This window comes from Rothia sp. CCM 9419 (genome assembly GCF_048512815.1).
Taxonomy (GTDB): Bacteria; Actinomycetota; Actinomycetes; order Actinomycetales; family Micrococcaceae; genus Rothia.
Window position 1 is genome coordinate 193,651 of sequence record NZ_JBLXXY010000002.1, and the last position, 24,763, is coordinate 218,413.

General features: G+C 46.9%; 16 protein-coding genes. 12 read left to right on the forward strand and 4 right to left on the reverse strand.

The genetic code is table 11. The features are described from left to right. Window positions 1-124: 124 nt before the first annotated feature. Window positions 125-1,324 (forward strand): TerC family protein, encoded by a 1,200-nt coding sequence (locus tag ACN08W_RS02815; protein ID WP_419108754.1) that lies wholly within the window; start codon window positions 125-127, stop codon window positions 1,322-1,324. Between the two features lie 95 nt (window positions 1,325-1,419). Here the strand turns inward: ACN08W_RS02815 and ACN08W_RS02820 are convergent, their stop codons facing one another. From ACN08W_RS02820 to ACN08W_RS02830, 3 genes are all read right to left on the reverse strand, one after another. Continuing rightward, the gene (locus ACN08W_RS02820) at window positions 1,420-2,802 is read right to left on the reverse strand and encodes a hypothetical protein (protein WP_419108790.1); all 1,383 of its coding nucleotides are present in this window, start codon (window positions 2,800-2,802) and stop codon (window positions 1,420-1,422) included. After that, a complete protein-coding gene (locus tag ACN08W_RS02825; RefSeq protein WP_419108755.1) occupies window positions 2,709-4,106 on the reverse strand; it encodes an alpha/beta fold hydrolase in 1,398 nt (465 codons plus the stop codon). The genes ACN08W_RS02820 and ACN08W_RS02825 overlap by 94 nt, the downstream gene beginning before the upstream one ends. Before the next feature lie 63 nt (window positions 4,107-4,169). Next, complete coding sequence (locus ACN08W_RS02830; protein ID WP_419108756.1) at window positions 4,170-6,776, reverse strand: DEAD/DEAH box helicase; 2,607 nt, start codon at window positions 6,774-6,776, stop codon at window positions 4,170-4,172. A gap of 233 nt (window positions 6,777-7,009) precedes the next feature. Between ACN08W_RS02830 and ACN08W_RS02835 the strand changes: the two genes are divergently transcribed. The 3 genes from ACN08W_RS02835 to ACN08W_RS02845 all read left to right on the forward strand — a co-directional run bounded on the left by ACN08W_RS02835 (window position 7,010) and on the right by ACN08W_RS02845 (window position 12,158). After that, on the forward strand, window positions 7,010-8,608 hold the full coding sequence (locus tag ACN08W_RS02835; RefSeq protein ID WP_419108757.1) for an ABC transporter transmembrane domain-containing protein: 1,599 nt from the start codon (window positions 7,010-7,012) through the stop codon (window positions 8,606-8,608). Then, window positions 8,601-10,346, forward strand: a complete 1,746-nt coding sequence (locus ACN08W_RS02840; RefSeq protein WP_419103492.1) for an ABC transporter ATP-binding protein — start codon at window positions 8,601-8,603, stop codon at window positions 10,344-10,346. Before ACN08W_RS02835 ends, ACN08W_RS02840 begins: the two co-directional genes overlap by 8 nt. A 102-nt stretch (window positions 10,347-10,448) precedes the next feature. Then, window positions 10,449-12,158 (forward strand): formate--tetrahydrofolate ligase, encoded by a 1,710-nt coding sequence (locus ACN08W_RS02845; protein ID WP_419108758.1) that lies wholly within the window; start codon window positions 10,449-10,451, stop codon window positions 12,156-12,158. 99 nt (window positions 12,159-12,257) lie between these two features. On the opposite strand, the gene ACN08W_RS02850 is transcribed toward ACN08W_RS02845, so the two are convergent. After that, window positions 12,258-12,941, reverse strand: a complete 684-nt coding sequence (locus ACN08W_RS02850; RefSeq protein WP_419103490.1) for an MBL fold metallo-hydrolase — start codon at window positions 12,939-12,941, stop codon at window positions 12,258-12,260. A 227-nt stretch (window positions 12,942-13,168) separates the two neighbouring features. Here ACN08W_RS02850 and uvrA point away from each other — a divergent pair, with 227 nt between their 5' ends. The 8 genes from uvrA to ACN08W_RS02890 all read left to right on the forward strand — a co-directional run bounded on the left by uvrA (window position 13,169) and on the right by ACN08W_RS02890 (window position 24,666). After that, window positions 13,169-16,039 carry an excinuclease ABC subunit UvrA gene (uvrA, locus tag ACN08W_RS02855; RefSeq protein WP_419108759.1) on the forward strand — a complete coding sequence of 957 codons (2,871 nt, stop codon included), beginning with the start codon at window positions 13,169-13,171 and terminating at the stop codon, window positions 16,037-16,039. Window positions 16,040-16,208: 169 nt separating this feature from the next. After that, a complete protein-coding gene (locus ACN08W_RS02860) occupies window positions 16,209-16,895 on the forward strand; it encodes a lysophospholipid acyltransferase family protein (RefSeq protein ID WP_419108760.1) in 687 nt (228 codons plus the stop codon). Between the two features lie 24 nt (window positions 16,896-16,919). Next, window positions 16,920-18,920: an excinuclease ABC subunit UvrC gene (gene uvrC / locus ACN08W_RS02865; protein WP_419107382.1), complete on the forward strand. Its 2,001-nt coding sequence runs from the start codon at window positions 16,920-16,922 to the stop codon at window positions 18,918-18,920. 106 nt (window positions 18,921-19,026) lie between these two features. After that, window positions 19,027-19,926: an RNase adapter RapZ gene (gene rapZ, locus ACN08W_RS02870; protein WP_419101773.1), complete on the forward strand. Its 900-nt coding sequence runs from the start codon at window positions 19,027-19,029 to the stop codon at window positions 19,924-19,926. An 8-nt stretch (window positions 19,927-19,934) separates the two neighbouring features. Then, window positions 19,935-20,969, forward strand: coding sequence for a gluconeogenesis factor YvcK family protein (locus ACN08W_RS02875; RefSeq protein WP_419103486.1), 1,035 nt, complete (start codon window positions 19,935-19,937; stop codon window positions 20,967-20,969). A 63-nt stretch (window positions 20,970-21,032) separates the two neighbouring features. Continuing rightward, on the forward strand, window positions 21,033-22,001 hold the full coding sequence (gene whiA, locus ACN08W_RS02880; RefSeq protein ID WP_419101771.1) for a DNA-binding protein WhiA: 969 nt from the start codon (window positions 21,033-21,035) through the stop codon (window positions 21,999-22,001). Between the two features lie 381 nt (window positions 22,002-22,382). Continuing rightward, complete coding sequence (gene gap / locus ACN08W_RS02885; RefSeq protein WP_419103485.1) at window positions 22,383-23,387, forward strand: type I glyceraldehyde-3-phosphate dehydrogenase; 1,005 nt, start codon at window positions 22,383-22,385, stop codon at window positions 23,385-23,387. Window positions 23,388-23,442: 55 nt separating this feature from the next. After that, entirely contained in the window at window positions 23,443-24,666 is a 1,224-nt protein-coding gene (locus ACN08W_RS02890) for a phosphoglycerate kinase (protein WP_419107381.1), read from the forward strand. The last annotated feature ends 97 nt before the right edge of the window (window positions 24,667-24,763 follow it).

The window sequence follows — 24,763 nt, forward strand, 5'->3', positions numbered from 1 at the left end:
GGGAGTATCCCATAAATCATTTTTCGTCAGCACGAGAGCCAAAGAAGTCGCTCCGGAAAATGTGCCCTCTGAGGCGGGAGAGACTTGTGGTATTTAACGTATCCAACCACAAGAAAGGCTCCCCGTGGATATTAGTGGGCTGCAATGGTCTATTACCCTTATTTTCATTGGCTTACTTCTTGCTTATGATTTTATTTTTCATGTGCGTAAAGCTCATGAGCCAACTATTCGTGAAGCTGCCATTTGGTCGGCTATCTATATTGGTGTAGCGCTACTCTTCGGTGTTTTCATTCTGATATTTGATGGTAGTACCTACGCTGCAGAGTACTACGCAGGGTATATTACAGAGAAAGCGCTAAGCGTTGATAATCTCTTTGTCTTCCTGATTATTATGGCGAGCTTTAAAGTGCCCAGAGAAGACCAGCAAAAGGTGCTACTGTTTGGCATTATTTTTGCGATGCTGGCGCGGGCCGTCTTTATCTTTGCTGGTGCAGCGCTCATCAATACATGGAGCTGGCTCTTCTACATTTTTGGTATCGTTCTCATCTACACCGCCGGTAACCTCATCAAGGATGAGATTTCTGCTGAGAATGAAGAAGACGAAGCGAATAATATTGTTATCCGTTTAGCGAAGAAGTACCTTAAAACTTCTGAGCATTATGATGGCGATAAGCTTTTTACTATCGAAAATGGTAAAAAAGTGATGACTCCGATGCTGCTGGTGATGGTTGCTATCGGTGGAACAGATTTGCTCTTTGCTCTTGATTCTATTCCCGCGATTTTTGGGTTGACCCAGTCGGCATACATTGTCTTTACTGCAACAGCTTTTTCTCTGATGGGTCTTCGACAGTTATACTTCCTCATTGATGGTTTACTTGACCGTCTCATTTATCTCTCGTGGGGCCTATCGCTGATTCTTGCGTTTATTGGCGTGAAATTGGTATTGCACGCCTTACATGAAAACACCTTGCCCTTTATCAATAACGGTGAACCTGTTCACGTAGTTGAGGTATCTATTGGTGTTTCTTTGGCAGTGATTGTTGGGGTGCTCATCGTAACGGTCTTAGCGTCGTTGTACTCGCCTAAAGGGCAAGCCCTAGCTATTATTCATAAGGTGACGGCATTGAGCGAGAGCTATCTTGCTTTACCTGAGGATGCTTCTATGGAAGAACGTGCAAAGATTAAAGATGAGCTAGAGCGTTATGCTAAGAAATCACGCGCTATCAAACAAAAATACCGTGATGAACTCATCGACTCTGAACAAGATTATCAAGACCTTGTGCATCGTGCTCGAGGTAAACACGAGGACTACATTCAAAACTAACGCAGTATCGTTAAAGGTGTGGGGTGCAACCTGTACAGGTTGCACCCCACACCTTTACTCTATCTCTGAGGAAAGATAACGCAAAAGATAATTGCTTATCGGGTTGTTGGGTCAATCAACGTTTTTTGTGCTGTCTCAAGCGCTCCCGTTTGTGACGCTCTTGTGGTGTTTGCAAAAGCAGAACCAATAATGGTTACCTGAGTATTTCCCTCGTGCGCCCAAAACCCAACGGATTGTCCAGGGTCATTTCTCGTACGGTTAAAAGACTGACAACCAATAAGCTGTGTGCCTGTTGCATTGCGTTCAACATGGAATCCATGAGCCTCAGAAGTTTGCGCTTCACCTGATATGTTCTCTGCATAACCATTCGAGTCAGCGATACAGTTCATCAGCGAATTATTCCCTAATGAAAGAACGAAGCCATGGCCACCGTTATCTTGGGCATCGCACTGGTTGAAGGAGTTTCGAGTGCCTTTAATATAGTATCCGGCACCGGCTTTCGCCGATTCTTCAAAGCTCATGGAACGTTTAGAATACCAACTTTTAACCTGTGAGAATGAACAGTTAGAGGTGTACACTTCAATCGCTGCGGCGTCAAGACGCTGCAAGTTCGCTGACGAGAAATCAAGCATATGGAACATATTATCTGCAGCTGTTGGTGAGTTTGTGTCACCGACGGTGAGTGCTGTTCGCAAAAATCGACGTCCTCGTATCTGAGACACCGTGCAACCTTGGTCGTCTGGGCCCTTGAGCTTAATGCCCATATCTAAATCCCAAAGAGTAATTCCCGAAATTCGGTGAGCAGCATCAGGATCTGGGGGATTATCCCCATTAAACGTGTTGTAAAGAATCCCGACCGTATTGGGGATAGCTTGACGATGCTTATACGAGTCTTCTCCTGGTTTGATACTGAACTGATGAAGGCCTGTCCGATAAACAGGTTCTTTAGAGGGGATGGTATCTTCGCCAATTCGAAAAACACCGGCGAGTTCTTCCCATTCACCAACTGGCATAAATTGTGTGGAATCGCCAACACCCATAATAGAGACTTGGTGTTTGAGCACAATGCCAGAAGAGTCTACGGGGTATCTTCCTGGAGGGAAGAGGATACTACCTCCACCAGATTGAGCTAACTGATCGATGAGCTCATTAATACGGTGGTTAACTGGTTCTAAAGAATCAGGGGTAATGCCTTGTTCATCGGCACGATAAAAGCGTGATGGTGCTTGAGCATACGCCGAAGACGACGAATGAAAAGCAGTTGCAAGGACACCAACGGCAGAAGCGCCAAGAAATTGAGCGCGAGAGACCACAAACCCTCCAAAAGGGAAAAATAGCGAGTGAATTACTGGAGTGTGGGTGCCATCTCGTGCTGGGGGTATTCTTAGCGCATGTCTGCGAGAAGATTTTTGAGATGTCCCAAAATTAGTGTACCGTCTGTACCCAAACCATCGTGATGATGCGTATGTGATGTCCACACTTTTGTATTTTTAACCCACTGAGCAGTCTTCATAGAATGTGCATAATCCACATAAATATCGGGAGTATATGCGGCAGCCGCTAAAGGCACCTCATTAGAGGCTAACTGTTCATGAGAATATAGCGGGCCCCAATCATCTTTTTGCGCCAAGGCATCAGCCAACTCTGCTAACGGCTTCAACGCGGTATCTTGTTCAAAAAGCCACGGGAAAATATGCTCACCGGTAAAAAGAATCTTTGAAGCATCAGGGCTAAATTCTGGACGTTTCTTTGCCATACGAGCAGCAGACCAATTTGTTGGGGCAGGAGATGGCGAACCACCCTGAGCTGGACCATCAGCATAAATTGACTCATGTAAAAGAGCGTACAAAGGGCTAGACCTAAAACTCAGAACGTGTTCTGCTTCGCTCAAGAACTGTGCTGAGAGGTGGCTTGTTCCTTCAGCAAAAGCAGATTCAAGTAAATAATGCAATCCATGCACTCGACTATTACCACCAAGATACTGCCCGAGCATTTGGAAACGAGGAACAGTCAGACGCTCTCCAGAAGGCAGATACACCTCGTTTTCTTCCACGAAGGAGGCGATACGACGAGCTAACTCTTCATCTTCGGGATACCACTGATAAAACTGTTCATTACGTTCATAAACACGGTCTAAAGTGCTCTGATACACCTGATCAATGGAAGCTCTCAATGGTGCCAGACCGGCGGTCATACGAGAATCTTTGAGAGACTCAGGAGCAAAGCTTAAATAGCTGAGGGTCAAGAATCCACCATAGCTTTGCCCCATCGTCGACCAACGCTGGTCTTTCCGACCAGCGCAGAGAAAACGACGCACCACTTCAGCATCAGCAACAATAGAATCTGCTCGAAAAAGTTCACAATAAGCAACTTGCTGTTCGATAGAGCCTCCTTGCTGAATCGTCTGAGCGGTGAGCGCCGTAGAAAGACCTGTTCCACGCTGGTCTAAAAGGACGAGCCGATGAGTTTTGCTAAGCTCCTGCACCCACCCTTGATCGCTAAGCGGACGAGGACTCTTACCACCTGGGCCGCCTTGGAGATAAACCATCAGAGGACGTTCGTCGACTGAAGTTGTCAACTCAGGAGAAATATTAATGACTTCGCGAGCAAAAATAGTCAGAGTTTGCTTGGCAAAAGGATGCTCTAACGCCGCATCCATTCCTAACGATAAGGCAAGACCGTGAGTGGCGGGAACCTCAAACCAATGATCGATGAGGTGAAAAGAACCTACCGTATGAGCTGTTCCCTGCCGATGTGAAGACGATGGTAATGAGAGAATCATAAGAACCAACCTTTAGAAAAATATAACGATAAAACATAAAATACGGTGATGAAGAGGTCATCCTCACGAATGATTAAAACCTACGTGAAGGATACGGATTACGGGTTCACCCAGCTCATTTGAGGCTGCTAAGTCTACAAGAGCACTCATACTAAAATCATGATGTTCTTCAGGATCAGAGAAAATTTGGCGAACAGTCCACGTTCCCTCTGTGCGTTCTGCACTTTTATCAACCGTGAATAAATGGGGAGAACGAGCTTGAGAATCGGTGTAAAGATCCTCATATTCTTCAAAATAATCGTCCATGGCTTCTGCCCAGCGGTCTTCATCCCATCCGTGAGCACCATCAAGTTCACCGAGGGTGCGTTCTTGCTCTTGAGCAAAAAGTTCAACCCTGCGAAAAAGAGCGTTACGGACCATCACAGTAAAGGCACGTGGATTATCTGTGAGCTGAGGGGGAGTCTCATCAATAACGTGGTTGTGAGGCTGCACAAAATCTTCTGTCGATGAAGACGCTAAACGTTCCCACTCATCAACAAGAGAAGAATCTGTTTGTCGGATGAGCTCTCCGAGCCATTCGATGATATCTGTGAGTTCTTCGGTGAGAGCTTCTTGGGGCACTGTTTGCCGTAAAGCTTTATACGCATCAGATAGATATCTGAGAAGCACACCTTCAGAGCGTTCTAGCGAATAGAACTGAACATAGGAAGAAAAGTCCATGGCCCGCTCATACATATCACGAACAATAGACTTGGGGCTAATATCGTATTCTGTCACCCACGGCGCACCAGAACGGTACGTCTCAAAAGCCTGTACAAGAATATCTTCTAAAGGTTTTGGATAGCTGATGTGATCGAGTTCGTTCATCCGCTCCTGATAATCCAAGCCGTCAGCTTTCATCTGAGCGAGAGCCACAGACTTCTCTTTCTTCTCTTGCATATGAAGAACCTGATGAGGGTTCTCTAACGTTGCTTCAAAAATAGACAGAACATCTAAGGCATAGCTCGTCGACGAACGATCCAATAATGATAATGACGCTAAAGCAAAAGGAGACAGTGGCTGATTCAACGCAAAATTATCGTGAAGGCTCATCACCAGACGAACAGTCCTACCGTATTCGTCTGGGGCATCCAATTTTTCGACGATACCTCCTGCAAGGAGTTCTCGATAGATGCCGAGAGCTTTTTTAATGAGCTGTCGTTGTCGGGTCGGAGACTCATGATTATGGCGTAGGAAATGTCGCGCCACCATAAAAGGATTCTCATTCCGTTGAAGAATGTTAAGCACCATCGAATAGGTCATATCGAAGGAACTTGTTAACGGTTCAGGTGCAGAAGCAACAAGCTGATCGAAAGTTTTTTCTGACCAGTTAATGAAACCTTGCGGTGCTTTTTTCTTTTTACCGCGTAGGGACTGCGCCATTCGTTTAGTGTCGCCGTTAAACTTCTCCGCTGCTTTAGCTTCAAGCCGTTGGTTTTCAATCTCGTGTTCAGGGCCTTGCACCACCACCGTTCCAGCCGTGTCATAACCGGCGCGTCCAGCGCGTCCTGCAATCTGATGGAACTCACGCGATTTAAGTTTCCGAGAGCGTCTACCATCAAATTTTGATAGCGCCGTCAAAAGTACGGTACGAATAGGGACGTTAATACCAACACCAAGAGTGTCCGTGCCACAGATGACTTTGAGAAGACCTTCTTGCGCTAATTGCTCAACAAGGCGACGGTATTTCGGCAACATTCCAGCATGGTGGATACCGACACCATTCTTGACTAAGCGTTGAAGTACTTTTCCAAACCCCGGAGAGAACCTAAAAGAATGGAGCCGCTCATTAATACGTTTTTTCTCATCGGCAGTAGCCACAGCAACGTTGAGTAGCCCCTGAGCTGTCTCTGCTGCTTGAATCTGCGAGAAATGCACAATATATACGGGAGCTTGATGCGTATTAATAAGCTCTTGTACCGTCTCTTGCAAAGGCTCCATCGAATAATAAAAATGCAGTGGAATTGGTCGCTCATTGCTAGTTACTAACGCAACATCACGGCCAGTACGCTCTTTAAGTTCTTTTTCAAAACGTGTAGTATCACCTAACGTTGCACTCATCAAAAGGAACTGAGCTTGTGGAGCATCAAGTAGCGGAACTTGCCAAGCCCAGCCTCGTTGAGGGTCCGAATAAAAATGGAACTCGTCCATAATGACTTGCGAGAATTGTGCTTGTGAACCTTCACGTAAAACAATATTGGCAAGAATCTCAGCGGTACAACAGATAATTGGAGCTTCAGCATTAATAGAAGAATCTCCGGTAACCATACCGACGTTTTCTGCCCCAAAAATATTGATGAGATCAAAGAACTTTTCAGATACAAGAGCTTTCAACGGCGCTGTGTAATATGACCGATACCCTGTTGCTAATGCCGTGAAATGCGCAGCAACAGCGACCGTTGATTTGCCGGAGCCTGTGGGGGTTGCCAAAATAACATGAGAACCTTGAGCGAACTCTAAAATGGCTTCATCTTGCGCGGGGTAAAGTTCCATACCGCGGGAACTAATCCACTGACAGAACGCATCATATATTTCATCAGGCGATAGAGGATTTGAACGAAAATCCGCACTTGCATAATTTTCTGGATGTTGTGCTAGCTGAGGGCTGAGATACTCAAGAATTTTTTTCATGGTTTTCCTAGTCTATACCGCAACAACACCAAAAAATATATCGATCATAGTCGAGAGCTTAACAGCAGAAAGATAAGACTCCTCACCCTCGCGTAGGAGGGAAATACTTCATCATGTTACAAAAGGAAAAGAACAATAACTTTCTCCTTTTGGCATAGAGCACCTTATGATAGTTCTACTTCATATATACGTGAATCATCGGTCCTTCTTTTTGAGAAAGTTGATAACCTCTAGTGGCATCTTCTGAGCAGCAACAGAACCGTCCGTCGACGCAGGTGTCGTTTCGTCTTCGTCCTCCGGGGGGTCGCTACAACTCATTTCGCTGGTATTTACCTTTCGTCAGTGAAACACTTGCTGGGATAGCAACAATTTTTCTTCCAGCCTTTATCGGGAATATCATCAGCGCCCACGCTCAAGGGGACAGCTCATGGGCTTGGAAACTCACCACCGGTTTGAGCATCCTCATCGTACTCTTGATCGCCAACGAATATATTGGTTGGGGCACGGCCTTTAGAAATATTGCGGCCTTAGACCGAGATTGGAAACGTTACGCTTGCTCCTATATTCCTCAGCTTAAAAACACTTCAGACCCAGGGAATATTATTACGGTCGTCAACAAAGACACCAAAACGGTTGCCTACCTTTATCAGCCTCTTATGACGACGATGAGCGGACTAAGCATCATCGTATTAGGTGCCGTTCAATTGTGGCTCATTAACCCTCTTATCGCGGTGGTCTCTTGCGCTGGTGTGCTGCTAACACTCGTCACTATTACCGTTATCTCTCGTTTTCTTGAAAAACGTGCTGCCTATGCTCGTGAAAAAGTTGGTGTGAACACCTCCTACGCTTCTGATATTTCAAGTGCGCTAAGAACTATTGTCGGACTTGGGGTACAGCAAACAATGATGAGCCGATACCGTCAAACCGCTGTAGAAGTCCGCCATTCGCAGCTTTCCTATCAACGTTTGCAAAGTTGGAGTGCTTTTAGCCGAGTCTTCCTGATTGGCATGACGACCATGGCGGCTGTTGCTCTGGCACTTCGTGGAGAAATCATCGATGCACACTGGGTAACCACTATTCCTGCTGAACAGTTAGTGACCGTCACCGGAATCATCTCGATGATGGTTTCACCTGTATGGTCAATGGAATTTTTCTTGTACATGTGGCGTCAAGCTCGCGTCTCACTTTCCCGCATCGAAGAACTTAAAGAACGCACCCAAAAAACATTTCACCATAATGGGGATAAGCCTGCGACCCAAAACTATGAGAGTAACCTATCTTCAGGAAGAGTGCATTACCTCAACCCGAAAAAATATCAGCTCAGTGCCGAACACCTTGCTGACGTTCTCACTCAAGAACTGCAACAACGCTACGGGGCGCATAACGTTCTTCTCTCTCGCTCTCAACCGATGATTTTTGCAGGAACGCTAGAAGAACATCTGCAATTGGGGCAAACAGAAGAAATGACTCAAGAACGTATGAGCCAGCTCCTCGAACTCAGCGACGCTCAAGAAATTGTTCATAGGCTAGACCCACAACGAACCGGAGATTATGCTCAATGTCTGATTAACTCTGAAGGCACTAATCTTTCAGGAGGGCAACGTCAGCGACTAGGGTTAGCTCGCGCTTTGGCACAGAATAAAACACACCTGGTTCTTTGCGAACCTATTAACTCCGTGGACGAACCGAGCCAGCGTTTCATCCTCGACCGATTAGAAGAAGAATGTTGTGAAGATGGCCTTCTAGAACATCTTCACGGCGTTTATATTGTCAGTACTACTGTTGAAACAGAAAAACGTAGAATCCTTCAAGAAAGCATGATCGATGGCTAAACTTCTTCCCATTGCTCCGGCACAAACAACATGGAAAATTGTTGCTCGATCGATTTTTGCGACACCTCAACGCGTATTCTGGATTTTTATACTGTTTACTCTTTCCTCGCTAGCTACTCTCATAACACCTTGGTATATCGGAAAACTGGTTGATGCCGTACTTAATCAGGAACTGCGCACCTACCCCTGGCAATCTTTGGCATATATCGCTATCTCTGTGGTGATATCAGCATGGTTGACGCGTCAATGGCTCTATCAAAGTCAAATTATTGGTACACGAGTTCACCAAGATTTAGGTGTTCAACTGGTTGAATCGTCGATGAACCTCGACGCTCAAACTATTGAAGACGCCGGAAGCGGAGACCTCGTATCCCGTATCACCAACGATTTAGAAGCTATTCGAGATATCATTACCAGCGGTATTCCAGAACTCACCGCCACCATTATTCGTATCTTTATTTTTTGTGGCTCTATTTTTGTGTTATCTGTGCCGCTAGGTATGGTGACCATCCCGATGCTATGCTTTCTCGCAATAAGTCTGAGGTTCTTTCTGCCCAAAATTGCTCAGGGAATGCTGAACATTGCCGGACGATCTTCAGAACTGACTACCGTCATGACAGAAAACGTTCGAGGTGCACAAACTATCCGCTCTTTAGGTGTGAGCCAACATCGTCAAACAATACTTGACCAGCGTATTGACGCTTTTTATGACGACACCTACCGTCTTGTGCAAGTGCGTGCCACGTTCTGGGCGGTAAACGCCTTCAACAACTATCTTCCGCTATTGCTCACCATGCTGTGGGGATACTATTGTGTGCAGCAGGGTTGGGCTACTTGGGGTGAAGTATCTACCGCCGCAATTTTGATGTTCTCTTTACGAATCAACGTCGAAATCATGACTTTCTGGATTACCAGAATGCGTGAAATGACCGTAAGTATGGGGCGTATTTGCGGGGTGATTGACCTATGCTCACAACAGCAACATCGTCGCCAACAGAATCACCAAAAATACTCTGAAACAGTACCTCACACAGCTACGGTACATATTGAACAGATGAGCTATGGTTACACTCCGGATAACCATGTGATTCACCATATTGACCTAGATATTCCTGAAAGACAGTCTTTAGCTCTCATTGGACGTTCTGGTTCTGGTAAAACAACTCTCGCACGGCTAATCGCTGGGTCGTTGACAGCATCTTCCGGGCAGATTGCTGTTCTGGGCGAACGAGTAGGCGACGGGCGATACCCCACCACACCGGCCGCAGACGGTCGCCCCCGACTACTAATTTGCACCCAAGAAGCTCACCTGTTCCTTGGAACTATTGCAGAAAACCTTAATATGGTCTGTACTCAGGCGTCAGAGGCTGAAATGTATCACGCCCTTGAAGCTGTTGGTGCCTCATGGATTCACCACTTCAATGACGGATTACACACCCGAGTTGGGGGAGAGCACTCCGCCGACAACGCGGTAACCCTCAGCGAACAGCAGATACAGCATATTGCTTTAGCTCGTATCGTTTTAGCTAATCCACATGCTGTGATTTTGGACGAATCAACAACTGCCTTAGAACTAGAACAAGCACGTCAGAGCCTGAACGCTATCTTTAAAGACCGAACGGTTATCATTATTAGCCACGATGCACGTATTACGAGCCTTGCCCAACGAGCAGTGCTTTTAGAAAACGGCAGTATCGCCGACATGGGTGAGACCGAAGAGATTTTGCGTCAAGCTTGAACAGTACAACGCCAAAAAGTTCTTCACGAACCATAGTGTTTTAGGTCATGTTCAACATAAGATAGGAGACGAGAAAAACTCTCAACAGAGAAGGAACACCTCATGGCACAACCATTTCCTAGCGACCTAGAAATCGCACAGCAAGCAACTCTCAAACCAATTAACGAGATTGCTCAACAAGCAGGCATCAACGAAGACCGCCTCGAAAATTATGGAAAGTACGTAGCAAAAGTTCTTCTAGACGAAACAACTAATGCGCACACCGCACAAGCCCGCAATTCCAAATATATTGTTGTTACTGCCGTAACACCGACCCCACTTGGTGAAGGGAAAACCGCAACCTCTGTCTCACTAGCTCAAGGAATGGGGCAGATTGGTAAGAGCGCAATGCTCACCCTGCGACAGCCCTCCATGGGACCTACGTTCGGTATCAAAGGAGGCGCAGCCGGTGGCGGATACTCTCAGATTGTCCCCATGGAAAAGCTAAACCTTCACCTCACCGGAGATTTCCATGCGGTAACAGCCGCACATAACATGCTCGCAGCCATGATTGATAACCACCTGCATCACGGCAATGAGCTAGGCATCGACTCCCGAAGTATCTCATGGCGTCGAGTTCTCGACATCAACGACCGCTCCTTACGCAACGTCGTAATCGGGCTTGGCGAGAGAATGGACGGAGTCCCTCGAGAAACCGGCTTCGATATTACCTCCGCCAGCGAAATCATGGTAATTCTTTCTCTCGCAAAATCTCAGCAGGACCTCCAAGAACGCCTTGGCCGTATCGTCATCGGATACACTCATGAAGGTGAGCCCGTTACCGCCAAAGACCTCAAAGCAGACGGCGCGCTCGCCGTTATTCTTTCTGACGCGATACACCCCAACCTCATGCAAACCCTTGAACATACTCCCGCACTGATTCACGCAGGCCCCTTTGGTAATATCGCCACAGGAAACTCCTCAATCCTTGCCGACTATGTTGGGCTTGAACACGCGGATTACGTGATTACAGAAGCTGGTTTCGGTGCAGACATGGGAGCAGAACGCTTCTTCAACGTCAAATGCCGTGTATCAGGTCTTAAACCTGATGCAGCAGTTCTTGTTGTGACGGTACGTTCACTCAAATCTCATTCTGGACGATACACCATCACACCGGGCAAACCTCTTCCACCAGAGCTTCTGGAAGAGAACCCACACGATGTAGAAGCTGGCGCAGCAAACCTCAAAAAACATTTAGATATCGTTCGCAGCTTCGGAGTACAACCTGTCGTTGCCATCAACGCTTTCCCTAGTGATTACCCTTCAGAGCATGAGGTGATTGCGCGTATCGCTGAAGAATCAGGTGCCCGTGTTGCTATCCACCGTGGCGTTGCTGAAGGTGGACGAGGGACTGTAGAACTTGCAGAAGCAGTCGTTCAAGCATGTGAAGAATCGCATGAGCTCACCTTCACCTACAATGACGACGACTCCCTCGCTGAAAAGCTTCAAAAAGTTGCTGTCAACGTATACGGCGCAGACGATATTGAGCTGAGTGCATCTGCTCGAAAACAATTACGTCGTTTTGAAGAGCTTGGTTACGGGAAACTTCCGGTTGTTATCGCAAAAACACACCTTTCAATATCTTCTGACCCCAAACTCAAAGGCGCACCTACAGGTTGGACTATGCCCGTACGCGAAGTGCGTCTGGCAGCGGGAGCCGGATACGTTTACGCCATTTGTGGCACCATGCGCACCATGCCTGGGCTAGCTAAATCTCCAGCAGCTGAGCGCATCGGTTTTGACGCAGAAGGAAAAATTACTGGACTGTTCTAAACCAACAGTCTGTACTCCTATCACGACATATAGCTGGTGGTGGAGAACCTTGTAAGAGGTTCTCCACCACCAGCTATATGTACAACATAGTGTGTTTGACTACCAGCCGCGCTCTTTCCACTGCTCTAGAGACGGACGCTCCTGACCTAACGTCGTGCCCTTCCCATGACCTGGAAGAACCACCGTGTCATCCGAAAAAACATCAAATAATTTTGTGGTGACATCATGAAAGAGAGAACAAAAATCTTCTGGAGAATCTGTTTTACCGACTCCACCAGGGAAGAGAGAATCGCCAGAGAAAATAACTGTCGGAAGACCCTCAGCTGTGAGAACATATGCAATAGAACCAGGGGTATGACCTACTAAAGAAATGGTTTCTAAACGATACGAAGAATACTCAAAACGCTCTTGACCATGAAGCTCGTGATGTACCCGATAATTTTCTTGGGACTCAATAGCCTGAATATCTGCTGCCCCAGCATACGTTCTTGCACCAGAGGCCTCAGCAACAGCTTCTAAAGCGCGGATATGATCCCAATGCCCGTGGGTTGTAAAAATAGTCGTAATCCTTGCCGAACCGCCACCATCTAAAACATCATGGCATGCAACGTCACGGGCAAAAGAACATAGACGTTCAGCATCCGCTGCAGCATCAATCATGATTTGCTCACCACTGCGAATATTGGTGAGTAGATAAACATTATTTTCCATCTGCGAGACGGACAATGAACGAAGCGTTATATCATCAGTCGAAAAAAGAAGAGTACCGAGAGAATCTGTCATGGTATGTAGTCTACTTGGAAAACTTGCTCTACCAGAAGCTCTATGACAGACCAAGACACTACCCGCTCCAACCTAAAACCCAGTATTCTAGACGAAAAAGAATCCCCATGAGTGAAGTTATGTGTGTCAAACTTTTGCGCCCCTTGCAACGTAGAGTAGTCAAAGCACCAGAAAACACTTAGAATATATCTTCGAACACATAGATAGTTTTAAGGCTGAGGAACACCATGGCAGAGACAACTGCACATCAACGAAACCAAGAACATATCCACGTTCAAGGTGCACGAGAAAACAACCTCAAAAATGTAGACCTCGTTATACCAAGAAACTCCATGGTCGTTTTCACCGGACTCTCCGGCTCCGGAAAATCTTCACTAGCGTTCGATACCATCTTCGCTGAAGGGCAACGCCGCTACGTAGAATCCCTCTCAGCCTATGCACGAATGTTCCTCGGACAAGTAGATAAACCTGACGTAGATTTTATTGAGGGCCTCTCACCCGCAGTTTCCATCGACCAGAAATCTACCTCAAAAAACCCTCGCTCTACCGTCGGAACTATCACCGAAATCTACGACTATATGCGCCTTCTCTGGGCACGTATCGGACACCCGCATTGCCCCGAATGTGGAGAAGAAATCTCACAACAGAGCCCTCAACAAATCGTTGACCAGCTCATGGCACTACCCGAGAAAACCCGTTTTCAAGTGTTATCTCCCGTCGTCTCAGCACGTAAAGGAGAATTCGTCGACCTCTTCCTAGAACTCTCTGCACAAGGTTTTTCTCGCGCTCGCGTCGACGGAGAAAACATTCAACTTTCTGACCCACCAAAACTCGCTAAACAATATAAACACACTATTGAGGTTGTCGTAGATCGTCTCGTCATTAAAGACAGCATCCAACAACGTCTCACAGACTCCATCGAAACCGCTCTTAAACTGAGCGAAGGAAACGTACTCATTGACTTTGTCGATGAAGATGAAAACTCACCGAAACGTACACGACGTTTTAGCGAGCATTTAGCATGCCCTCAAAATCATCCTGTGCAAATGGAAGAAATTGAACCGCGTGTATTCTCCTTCAACTCCCCATTTGGTGCGTGTTCTGCTTGTGACGGTATTGGGTTTACTCTCGAAGTTGATGAAGACCTGATTATTCCTAATCCTCAAGCAACGATTCGTGAAGGCGCAATTGCTCCGTGGTCACAAGGTAAAGCAACCTCCGAATACTGGATACGTTTGCTAGAAGGCCTTGCACAGGAACTTGACTTCAGCCTTGATACTGCATGGAATAAACTTCCCGCAAAGATTCGTCAGAGCATTCTAAAAGGTAAAGATTATAAGGTTACTGTCTCGTATCGAAATCGGTTTGGACGTGAACGACGCTATACCTCTGGTTTTGAAGGCGTCTACGCATACATTAAACGTAAACACGAAGAAACCGAATCTGAATGGTCTAAAGACCGTTACGAACAATATATGCGTAACGTTGCGTGCTCTACCTGCGGGGGAGCACGTCTCAACCGCACGATACTGGCGGTTACTGTAGGCGGAGCTTCCATCGCCGATATTACGGAGATGCCGCTACGAGAGGCTCTTGAGTTCATGCGTTCACTTTCTTTGAGCGAACGTGAAGCGCACATCGCCGACCTCGTACTCAAAGAGATTGACGCACGTCTGCAGTTCTTACTTGATGTGGGACTAGACTATCTGACATTAGGGCGTGCTGCGTCTACGCTCTCAGGCGGTGAAGCGCAGCGTATTCGTCTAGCCACTCAAATAGGCTCTGGCCTTGTTGGTGTTCTTTACGTTTTAGATGAGCCTTCTATTGGGCTTCACCAAAGAGATAATCGACGTTTGATTGAGACGTTAACAAAATTGCGGGACATGGGAAACACTCTCATCGTGGTAGAACATGATGAAGACACCATGAAAGAAGCGGACTGGATTGTGGATGTTGGTCCTGGTGCTGGTGAACATGGTGGGCGAGTCGTTCATTCTGGAACCTATGAGGAGCTGCTCAACAATACAAAATCGCTGACTGGCGACTATATGGCAAAACGTCGTGTCATTGATATTCCCAAGGATCGTCGTGCCATTGATAAAAAACGTATGCTCAAGGTATGCGGGGCACGCGAAAACAACCTCAAAAATATTGATGTTTCGTTCCCTCTCGGTGTTTTAACCGCGGTGACGGGTGTTTCTGGTTCAGGTAAATCCACCTTGGTCAATGACATTCTTTACACGGCATTAGCTCAGAAACTTAACGGAGCTAAGCAAGTGCCTGGACGTCACACAAAAATTGTTGGTTCTGAACATCTCGATAAGATTATTCACGTGGATCAGTCTCCCATTGGTCGTACGCCTCGTTCTAACCCCGCAACATATACTGGGGTGTTTGACCATATTCGTAAACTTTTTGCTGAGACTCAAGAAGCAAAAATGCGTGGTTATCTTCCTGGCCGTTTTTCGTTTAACGTCAAGGGTGGACGATGCGAGGACTGTTCTGGCGATGGAACTCTTAAAATTGAGATGAACTTCTTGCCAGATGTGTATGTTCCGTGCGAAACCTGCCACGGCAAACGATATAACCGCGAGACCTTAGCGGTCTTGTACAAAGGTAAGAGTATCGCTGACGTTCTTGAAATGCCGGTTGAAGAGGCTGCTGAATTCTTTGCCGCTTTTTCTCCCATTGCCCGCCATCTGAATACTTTGGTTGATGTGGGCTTAGGCTATATTCGGTTAGGGCAGCCTGCTACAACGTTATCGGGTGGAGAAGCTCAGCGTGTTAAACTCGCATCTGAATTGCAGAAACGTTCTAATGGGCGTTCTATCTATGTTCTTGATGAGCCAACAACGGGTCTGCACTTTGAAGACATCCGAAAGCTACTACATGTACTTCAGGGGCTTGTTGATAAAGGAAACTCTGTCATCACTATCGAGCATAATCTTGACGTTATTAAATCTGCTGACTGGGTGATTGATATGGGCCCTGAAGGTGGTAGCGGTGGCGGAACTGTGATTGCAGAAGGTACTCCCGAAAAAATTAGTACGGTTGAGGGGTCTCATACCGGCGCTTTCTTAGCAGAATTGTTGAACTGACCTTCTCGGGTGTGTTACCAAAATATCTGAGATTGATTTTCAATGGTCATGCTACGTTATGTACGCATAAGGTGAGCTTACGGTTGCTATGATTCTTCTAACTGACTATGGAAAATATGATGTCTTGGGATGTTGATAACAAATCTCTAAACATCGTGGAGGGAAGCTGATGCGACTATATCAGAACACTCAAAAGACCATTACTTTTCTTTTAAGAACTGTATTTCGCGCACGGGTGACAGGATTAGAGAACTTTCCTGAGCATGGGCCTGTGATCGTGGCTTCTAACCATTTAGCTTTTTTGGACTCCGTGATTATTTCAGCTCTCATGCCTCGAAGAGTGGCGTTTCTTGCAAAATCAGAATACGTTAACACTCCGGGGATACGCGGGAAAATCATGAAGAAGCTATTTGACGTCATTGATATTATTCCGGTGAATCGTTCTGATCGTTCAGAATCGATGAAAGCCTTAGAGCGCGCCTTAGCGGTATTAGAAGAAGATCGCGTATTTGGTATTTATCCGGAAGGTACACGTTCTTTAGACGGACGTTTATACCGTGGAAAAATTGGTGTGGCATGGTTAGCGCATATGACAGGTGCTCCGGTTATCCCTATTGGTCTAATTGGTACTAATCGCCTTCAGAAACAGGGCTCGATGATGGTTTATCCTCGACGTTTTACTGTGCGTGTCGGAAAACCGTTATATTTTCCTCGCACTGGTGAAAAAATGAGCGGGAAGATGCGTCGAGAAACAACCGATAAAATCATGGATGAAATTGCTCAGCTTTCGGGACAAGCTCGAGAAAATGTTTATAACGTTTCGCCTTCAGCGTCTCGCGATGGAGGAAAAGTTTAAGGCTATCGTAGAGAAAGGTTACGTGTGGCAGATCCAGCAAGTTATCGTCCTGCATCGGGGCAGATACCTACCTCGCCGGGGGTTTATCGTTTTCGTGATGAACACGGCAGAGTAATCTATGTTGGAAAGGCTAAAAACCTTCGCAATCGCCTGAACTCGTATTTTCAGCAGGTCTCAGCGTTAAGCCCTAAAACTTATGCGATGGTGCATGCTGCTTCTTCGGTGGAGTGGACTGTTGTTAAGAATGAGATTGATTCACTTCAATTAGAGTACACCTGGATTAAAGAATATAAGCCACGATATAACATCGTTTTTCGTGACGATAAAACATACCCGTATCTTGCGATTACGATGAAAGATGCTTTCCCTCGTGTGCAGATTATGCGCGGAGAGAAGAAGAAAGGTGTCCGATATTTTGGTCCGTATACACAGGTTTGGGCTATCCGCGAGACCTTGGAGACTCTACTAAAAGTATTTCCATTGCGTACCTGTTCTGCTGGGGTGTTTCGTCGTGCTCAAAAAACAGGACGTTCGTGTCTTCTGGGATATATCAACAAATGCTCAGCGCCGTGTATTGGTCGTATCTCTGAAGAGGAACACTATGATTTAGCGCAACAGCTATGCCGTTTTATGAGTGGTGGTTCTGAGAAGTTTATAGCTGAGCTAAAACAGCAGATGAAGGCGGCTGCCGCTGAACTAGATTTTGAGAAAGCTGCTGGTTTGCGTGATGACCTTCTAGCATTAGAGAAGGTTTTTGAACGGAATACGGTTGTTCTTGCTGATAGTACTCACGCCGATTTTTTTGCTTATGCAGGTGATGAGTTAGAGATTGCGATTCAAGTATTTTTTGTTCGTGCGGGCAAGATTCGTGCTCAGCGCGGGTGGATTGTTGAACGCTCTGGTGAAGAAGAAGACGCTGCCCTAATAGAGAAGCTCTTGATGCAAGTCTATGGAGAATATGTGTTGGGGGAATCAGGAGAGCATGATGACCAAGAACGAAATGAGTTTGAGATTCCTCCTCATATTGTTGTTCCGGTTCTTCCCGAGAATCAGAGCCGTTTAGAGCAATGGCTTTCTCAATGTCGTGGTTCGTCGGTGCGGATTACGAGCTCTCCGCGTGCAGAGCGCCGTGAGCTGTTAGAGACCGTTGAAGAAAACGCACAACAGTCTTTAGCTGTTCATAAGTTACGTCGTGCTGGAGATTTGACGACTCGTTCAGCGTCTTTGGTGGAGCTTCAAGAAGCTTTGGAATTGGACGTTCCTTTATTGCGCATCGAATGCTATGACATTTCTCATATTCAAGGTTCGCATGCGGTAGGGTCAATGGTTGTTTTTGAAGATGGGCTACCTCAAAAAAATCAGTACCGTAAATTCACAATTTCTGAAAAGAATGCTGGCGATGATGTCGGCAGTATGTATGAAGTCATTACACGACGTTTTAAAAGATATCTTCACGAAAAATCTGAAGGGACGAAGATTTCTTCTGCCTCTGACTCGGGTATAGAGCGCTCTGCACCAAAGTTTGCGTATCCTCCTAACTTGCTGTTAGTAGATGGTGCGAGCGCTCAGGTGGCTGCGGCTGAACGTGCCCTAGCAGATTTGAATATTGAGGGTGTGTATGTTGCGGGTATTGCTAAAAGACTAGAAGAAATATGGGTTGTAGATGATGAGTTTCCGATTATTTTGCCTCGTTCGTCGCAGGCTCTTTTCTTGATTCAGCGTATCCGTGATGAGGCTCATCGTTTTGCGATTACTTTTCATCGTTCTCGCCGTGCCAAGGCGATGGTTGCTTCTGTATTGTCAGGTATTGATGGTCTGGGGGAGAAGAAGCGTCAGGCATTATTGGATTATTTTGGGTCTTTAGCAGAAGTCAAAAAAGCTTCGTTGCAAGAGCTTCAACAGGTGCCAGGTGTGGGGCCTTCTCTGGCTCAAAAAATTGTTGATTATTTTGCGGCTGAACAGCAGAGTGTTAGTGCCGGAACTGCCGGTGTTGATATGTCTACGGGAGAACTTTTAGATAGCTAAGTTTTAGTTTCATCATGTACGGTAGTAGCTAGGAGTAGCATCGGTGTAAACTAATACATATTTTAGTTTTGGAGATGTTCTCAGAGCTGACGAAAGAGACAAAGCTATGGTTGATACTCATAACCTCGAAGTAGTGAGGGAAAAACGTCCTGAGATTCTCGTCGTAACGGGTATTTCTGGGGCTGGACGAAGCACCGCTGCCAATGTCCTCGAAGATGAGGGTTGGTATGTTGTTGATAATATCCCACCGCAGATGTTGCAGGCTCTAGCTGATTTGGTGATGCGTGCCCCTGATGCGATGCCGCGTCTTGCTATTGGTATTGATGTGCGGGCACGTGCGTTGTTTAATGATTTGCCGAGTGCTATTGATACCTTGCGTAAGTCTAATGTGAACTTCCGGATGTTATTCCTTGACGCTAAAGATGAGGATATTATCGCTCGATATGAGTCTCAGCGTCGTCCTCATCCGTTACAGGGTGAAGGGCGTGTTGTTGATGGTATTGCTCGTGAGCGTAAGATTTTTGAGGCTTTGAAAGAAGCCGCTGATTCTGTGATTGATACTTCTGGAAAGAATGTGCATGAGCTTGCTCATGTGATTCGTTCGATGTATTCTTCGAGCAAACCTGGTGTTTTGAATCTGACAGTTATGAGCTTTGGATTCAAGTATGGTGCCCCAACTGATGCGAACTATATGGCAGATATGCGTTTTATTCCGAATCCTCATTGGGTTCCGGAATTGCGTCCTTACACTGGTGAGGATGCTCCAGTTCGTGACTATGTGATGGAGAACCCTGGAACGATAGAGTTTCTTGAGAACTATATGAAGACTCTGAAACCTGTTCTGAAGGGGTATCGTCAAGAGGGTAAGCATTACGCCACGATTGCTATTGGTTGTACCGGCGGTAAGCATCGTTCTGTTGCTGTTTCTACAGAGATTGCTCGTCGTCTCCGTGAATTGCCTGATGTGAATGTGAATCTGCAACATCGAGATATGGGGCGAGAATAACAGTGAGCATGTATCAGTTACCTACCGCTCCTATTAAGTTACCTGAGAATCTGAGAACTTTTAAAGATCGTTCTCGTCGTCATCGTCCGGTGAAAGTTGCTGCTCTTGGTGGCGGGCATGGTTTATATGGCTCGTTATCTGCTTTGCGTCACGTGACTTCTGATTTGACGGCTATTGTGACGGTTGCTGATGACGGTGGTTCTTCTGGTCGGTTACGTCAAGATTTTGGGGTGTTACCTCCAGGAGATTTGCGTATGGCGTTGAGCGCTTTATGTGATGATACTGATTGGGGTCGGACGTGGCGTGATGTCATGCAGCGTCGTTTCCATTCGACGGTTCAGAATCCTTCTAGTGGTTTAGAAGATCATGCTTTAGGCAATCTGTTGATTGTGACCTTGTGGCAACTGCTTGAAGACACTGTCGCTGGTTTGGACTGGGCTGGGGCTTTGCTGAATGCTCGTGGTCGGGTTCTGCCGATGTCTTGTGAACCGTTGGTCATTGAAGGCGATGACGTCCGTTATGATGATGCTGGAGTGCCAGTGGTCGAGCATGTTGTCGGTCAGGTTAATGTTGCTAAGGTGGCTCGGGCTGAGAATGTGAAGCTCACTCCTGAAGGTGCTGAGGCTTGTGAAGAGTCTGTTCAATCGATTCTTGAAGCTGACTGGGTGATTCTCGGTCCTGGTTCTTGGTTTACATCGGTTCTTCCTCATTTGTTATTGCCGGGGATTCGCGATGCATTATTGCAGACTGAAGCGAAGATTTGTGTGGTGATGAATCTTGAGCTGGAGGATCGGGAAACTCTGGGAATGAGTGCTTCTGAGCATCTTCGTATTTTGCGTAAATACGTTCCAGAATTTAGGCTTAACGCGGTGATAGCGGATTGTGACGGTATGGGCTCACCTGATGAGCTTAATAAGGTTGCAGCTGAGTTGGGCGGTAAGGTTTTTTGGAGATCTGTGCGTAATAGTGTGGAAAGAAACGTGCACGACCCGCTTAAGCTTGGAGCGGCCTATCAAGAAGTGTTTAGAACTTATTTGTCGTAGCGGTATTTCACTGTTGTTTATGAAGGTGACATCGCATCTATATGTTTTTGGAGGAATTGCCGTATGGCACTAACGGCTTCGGTTAAAGAAGAACTTGCCCGCTATGAATCGACGAAGTCTTCGGTTCGTAAGGCTGAGGTCTCAACTATTTTGCGTTTTACCAGTGGTTTGCATTTGGTGTCGGGCAAGATTGTGATTGAGTCTGAGGTGGATCTTGAATCTACTGCTTTGCGTTTGCAATATAACATTGCTGAGATGTATGGGCGTGAATCTGAGATTACGTCGGTCTCTGGTGGTGGTTTACGACGAGGTGGTCGTTATATCGTTCGTGTCACTAGTGGCGGTGAAGCATTGGCTCGTCAGACTGGTCTTTTAGATAGTCGTGGTCGTCCTGTGCGTGGTTTGCCTCCTGCCGTGGTGAACGGTTCGTTAGCTGATGCTGAGGCTGTGATGCGTGGTGCGTTTTTGGCTCATGGGTCTTTGACGGAGCCTGGTCGTTCTTCAGCGTTAGAGTTTACGTGTCCCGGTCCGGAGGCGGCTCTTGCTTTGGTTGGTGCTGCTCGGCGTCTTGACGTGATTGCTAAGGCACGTGAGGTGCGTGGCGTGGATCGTGTTGTCGTGCGTGATGGTGAGACTATCGGCATGTTGTTGGAACGTATGGGTGCTAATGAGACGTTGAATAGTTGGCGTGAACGTCGTGCCCGTAAAGAAGTTCGAGCTACGGCTAATCGTTTGGCTAATTTTGATGATGCTAATTTGCGTCGTTCTGCTCAGGCTGCTGTTGCAGCTGGTGCTCGTGTGGAGCGTGCTTTGGAGATTCTTGGTGATAGGGTTCCGGAGCATTTGCGATATGCGGGGGAGTTGCGTGTTGCTCATAAGCAGGCGTCTTTGGATGAGTTAGGGCGTTTGGCTGATCCTCCTATGACCAAGGATGCTATCGCTGGTCGTATTCGTCGTTTGTTAGCTATGGCGGATAAGCGTGCTTCTGAGTTGGGAATTCCTGGTACGGATGCTGGTCATGGTGATTTGTAGCCTGTAGATATAAGCAGGGCTCATGGGTCTGAGGTTTTGCCTCAGGCCCATTGTTTTTGTGGGATAGGTACACGCATCAATGTGGGGATATGTGTGTATTGTGTATGCTGCTATTCCTCTTTGAGGGATAAAAACTGTAAAAAGCACGAAAAACAACAGTTGTTTTGGGGATAAAACGGAGTTTTCCAAAAATTCACCAAATAAAACTACAGAAACACACCCAAACTCACATATTTTGTCGTAAGATATTAACAGAACCGGACGGAAGCCCAAGGAACTTTAGGGCTAAACCACACAAGGTAAGGTTCTAAGGTCGAGAAAGTGAGACTTTCGCTTTCCGTCCTCTAATAATTCACTGAATAATGAGGAGTTTGATTCCCAGTGACTGTACGTGTAGCAATTAACGGCTTTGGCCGCATCGGTCGTACCTTCTTCCGCGCAGCAGCAAAAGATGGCGCAGGATTCGAAATTGTCGCAGTTAACGACCTAACTGACGCAAAAACTTTGGCACACCTGCTCAAGTACGATTCCATCATGGGCACCTTCGAAAGTGATGTTCAGGTCAAAGACGGCAACCTTGTTGTTGACGGCAAAGAAATCAAGATTCTTGCAGAGCGCGAGCCTGCAAACCTTCCTTGGGCAGACCTCGGCGTAGACGTTGTTCTCGAATCCACCGGTCTTTTCACCGAGGGCACCAAAGCTAAAGCTCACATCGAAGCTGGCGCAAAGAAGGTTATCCTTTCTGCACCCGGTAAGAACATCGACGGCACCTTCGTCATGGGTGTTAACGACAGCGATTACGACTCTGAGACCATGCACATCGTCTCTAACGCATCTTGCACCACCAACTGCCTTGCACCTATGGCAAAGGTTCTTAACGACAAGTTCGGTATCGAACGCGGCTTGATGACCACCATCCACGCATACACTGCTGACCAGCGTCTACTCGACGCTCCTCACCGCGACCTTCGTCGTGCACGTGCAGCAGCGTTGAACATGGTACCTACCTCCACCGGTGCAGCAGCAGCAGTTGGACTTGTTCTTCCTGAACTCAAGGGTAAACTCGATGGCTTGGCAGTTCGCGTTCCTACCCCCACCGGCTCTGTTGTTGACTTGACCTTCGAAGCTTCTAAAGAAGTTACCGTTGAAGAAGTTAACGCAGCAGTACGCGAAGCAGCTGAAAACGAATTCGCAGGCATCATCAAGTACAATGAAGACCCCATCGTTTCCAAGGACATCGAAGGTGAGCCTATCTCTACCGTATTCGACGCACCTTTGACCAAGGTTATTGGCAACCAGGTTAAGGTCTTCGCATGGTACGACAACGAATACGGTTACGTATCACGCCTTGTAATGTTCACCAACAAAGTCGTAGCAGCTCTCTAATCTAGACTGCCTTTTAGGTACTCTGTCTCAACCAACTGTATTGGAGAAGAACATCATGGCACACGCTCTCGATGAACTCATCGCTGAAGGTGTATCGGGCCGTCACGTTCTCGTTCGCTCAGACTTGAACGTGCCACTCAAAGGCACCACTGTTACTGACGACGGCCGTGTCAAAGCATCACTGCCAGTTTTGAAAAAACTAGCAGACGCTGGCGCACGCGTCATCGTTACCGCTCACCTCGGTCGCCCTAAAGGCAAAGTGGATCCACAATATTCCATCGCGCCAGCAGCCGCACGCCTTGCAGAACTAGCAGACTTCAACGTCGTTGTTGCAACTGACGTTGTCGGTGAAGATGCACAAGCTAAAGCTGCTGCTCTGAAAGATGGTGAAGTGCTCGTTGTAGAGAACGTTCGTTACGACGCACGTGAAACCTCTAAAGACGACGCAGAACGCGGTGCCTTCGCTGACGAACTCGTAGCACTTACTGGTGAAAACGGAGCATACGTTGACGACGCTTTCGGTGCTGTACACCGTAAACATGCTTCTGTCTACGACGTTGCTAAACGTCTTCCATCCTACCTTGGCGACCTCGTCAAAAAAGAAGTTGATGTTCTAGCAAAGACCCTCAACAACCCAGAGCGTCCTTTTGTTGTCGTCATGGGTGGCTCCAAAGTCTCCGATAAACTTGCAGTTATCGACAACCTCATCGGTAAAGCAGACACCCTGCTCATCGGTGGCGGTATGGGATACACTTTCGCAGCTGCACAAGGCTACAAAGTCGGCAAGTCAATTCTTGAAGAAGACCAAATCGAGAATGTTCAGCGATACTTGAAAGAAGCTCCTGAAAAGGGAACTGAAATCATTATCGCAAGCGACATCGTCTGGTCTGATGACTTCTCCAACGACGCAAACACCGAAATTCGCCCCATCGAAGACCTCGAAGGCGGAAAACTCGGCGCTGAAGCAGAAGGCCTAGACATCGGTCCTAAAACACGCGAAATCTTTGCTGAAAAGATTAAGGCAGCTAAGACCGTGTTCTGGAACGGCCCAGTTGGTGTCTTCGAAATTCCAGCATTCTCTGAAGGAACCAAGAGCGTTGCGCAAGCACTCGTCTCTTCAGAAGCATTCTCTATTATCGGTGGCGGCGACTCAGCTTCAGCTGTTCGCAACCTCGGTTTTGAGGATGCACAGTTTGGACATATTTCCACCGGTGGTGGAGCTTCCCTCGAATACATTGAAGGTAAGACTCTTCCCGGATTAGACGCACTAGGTGCCTAAAAATATCTAGACATGGCGGGTTACCTCTGGTGACCCGCCATTGTCGTATAACAGCACTACTAGATATGCTTAGATAAGTAAGTTCTAAAACCGTAGA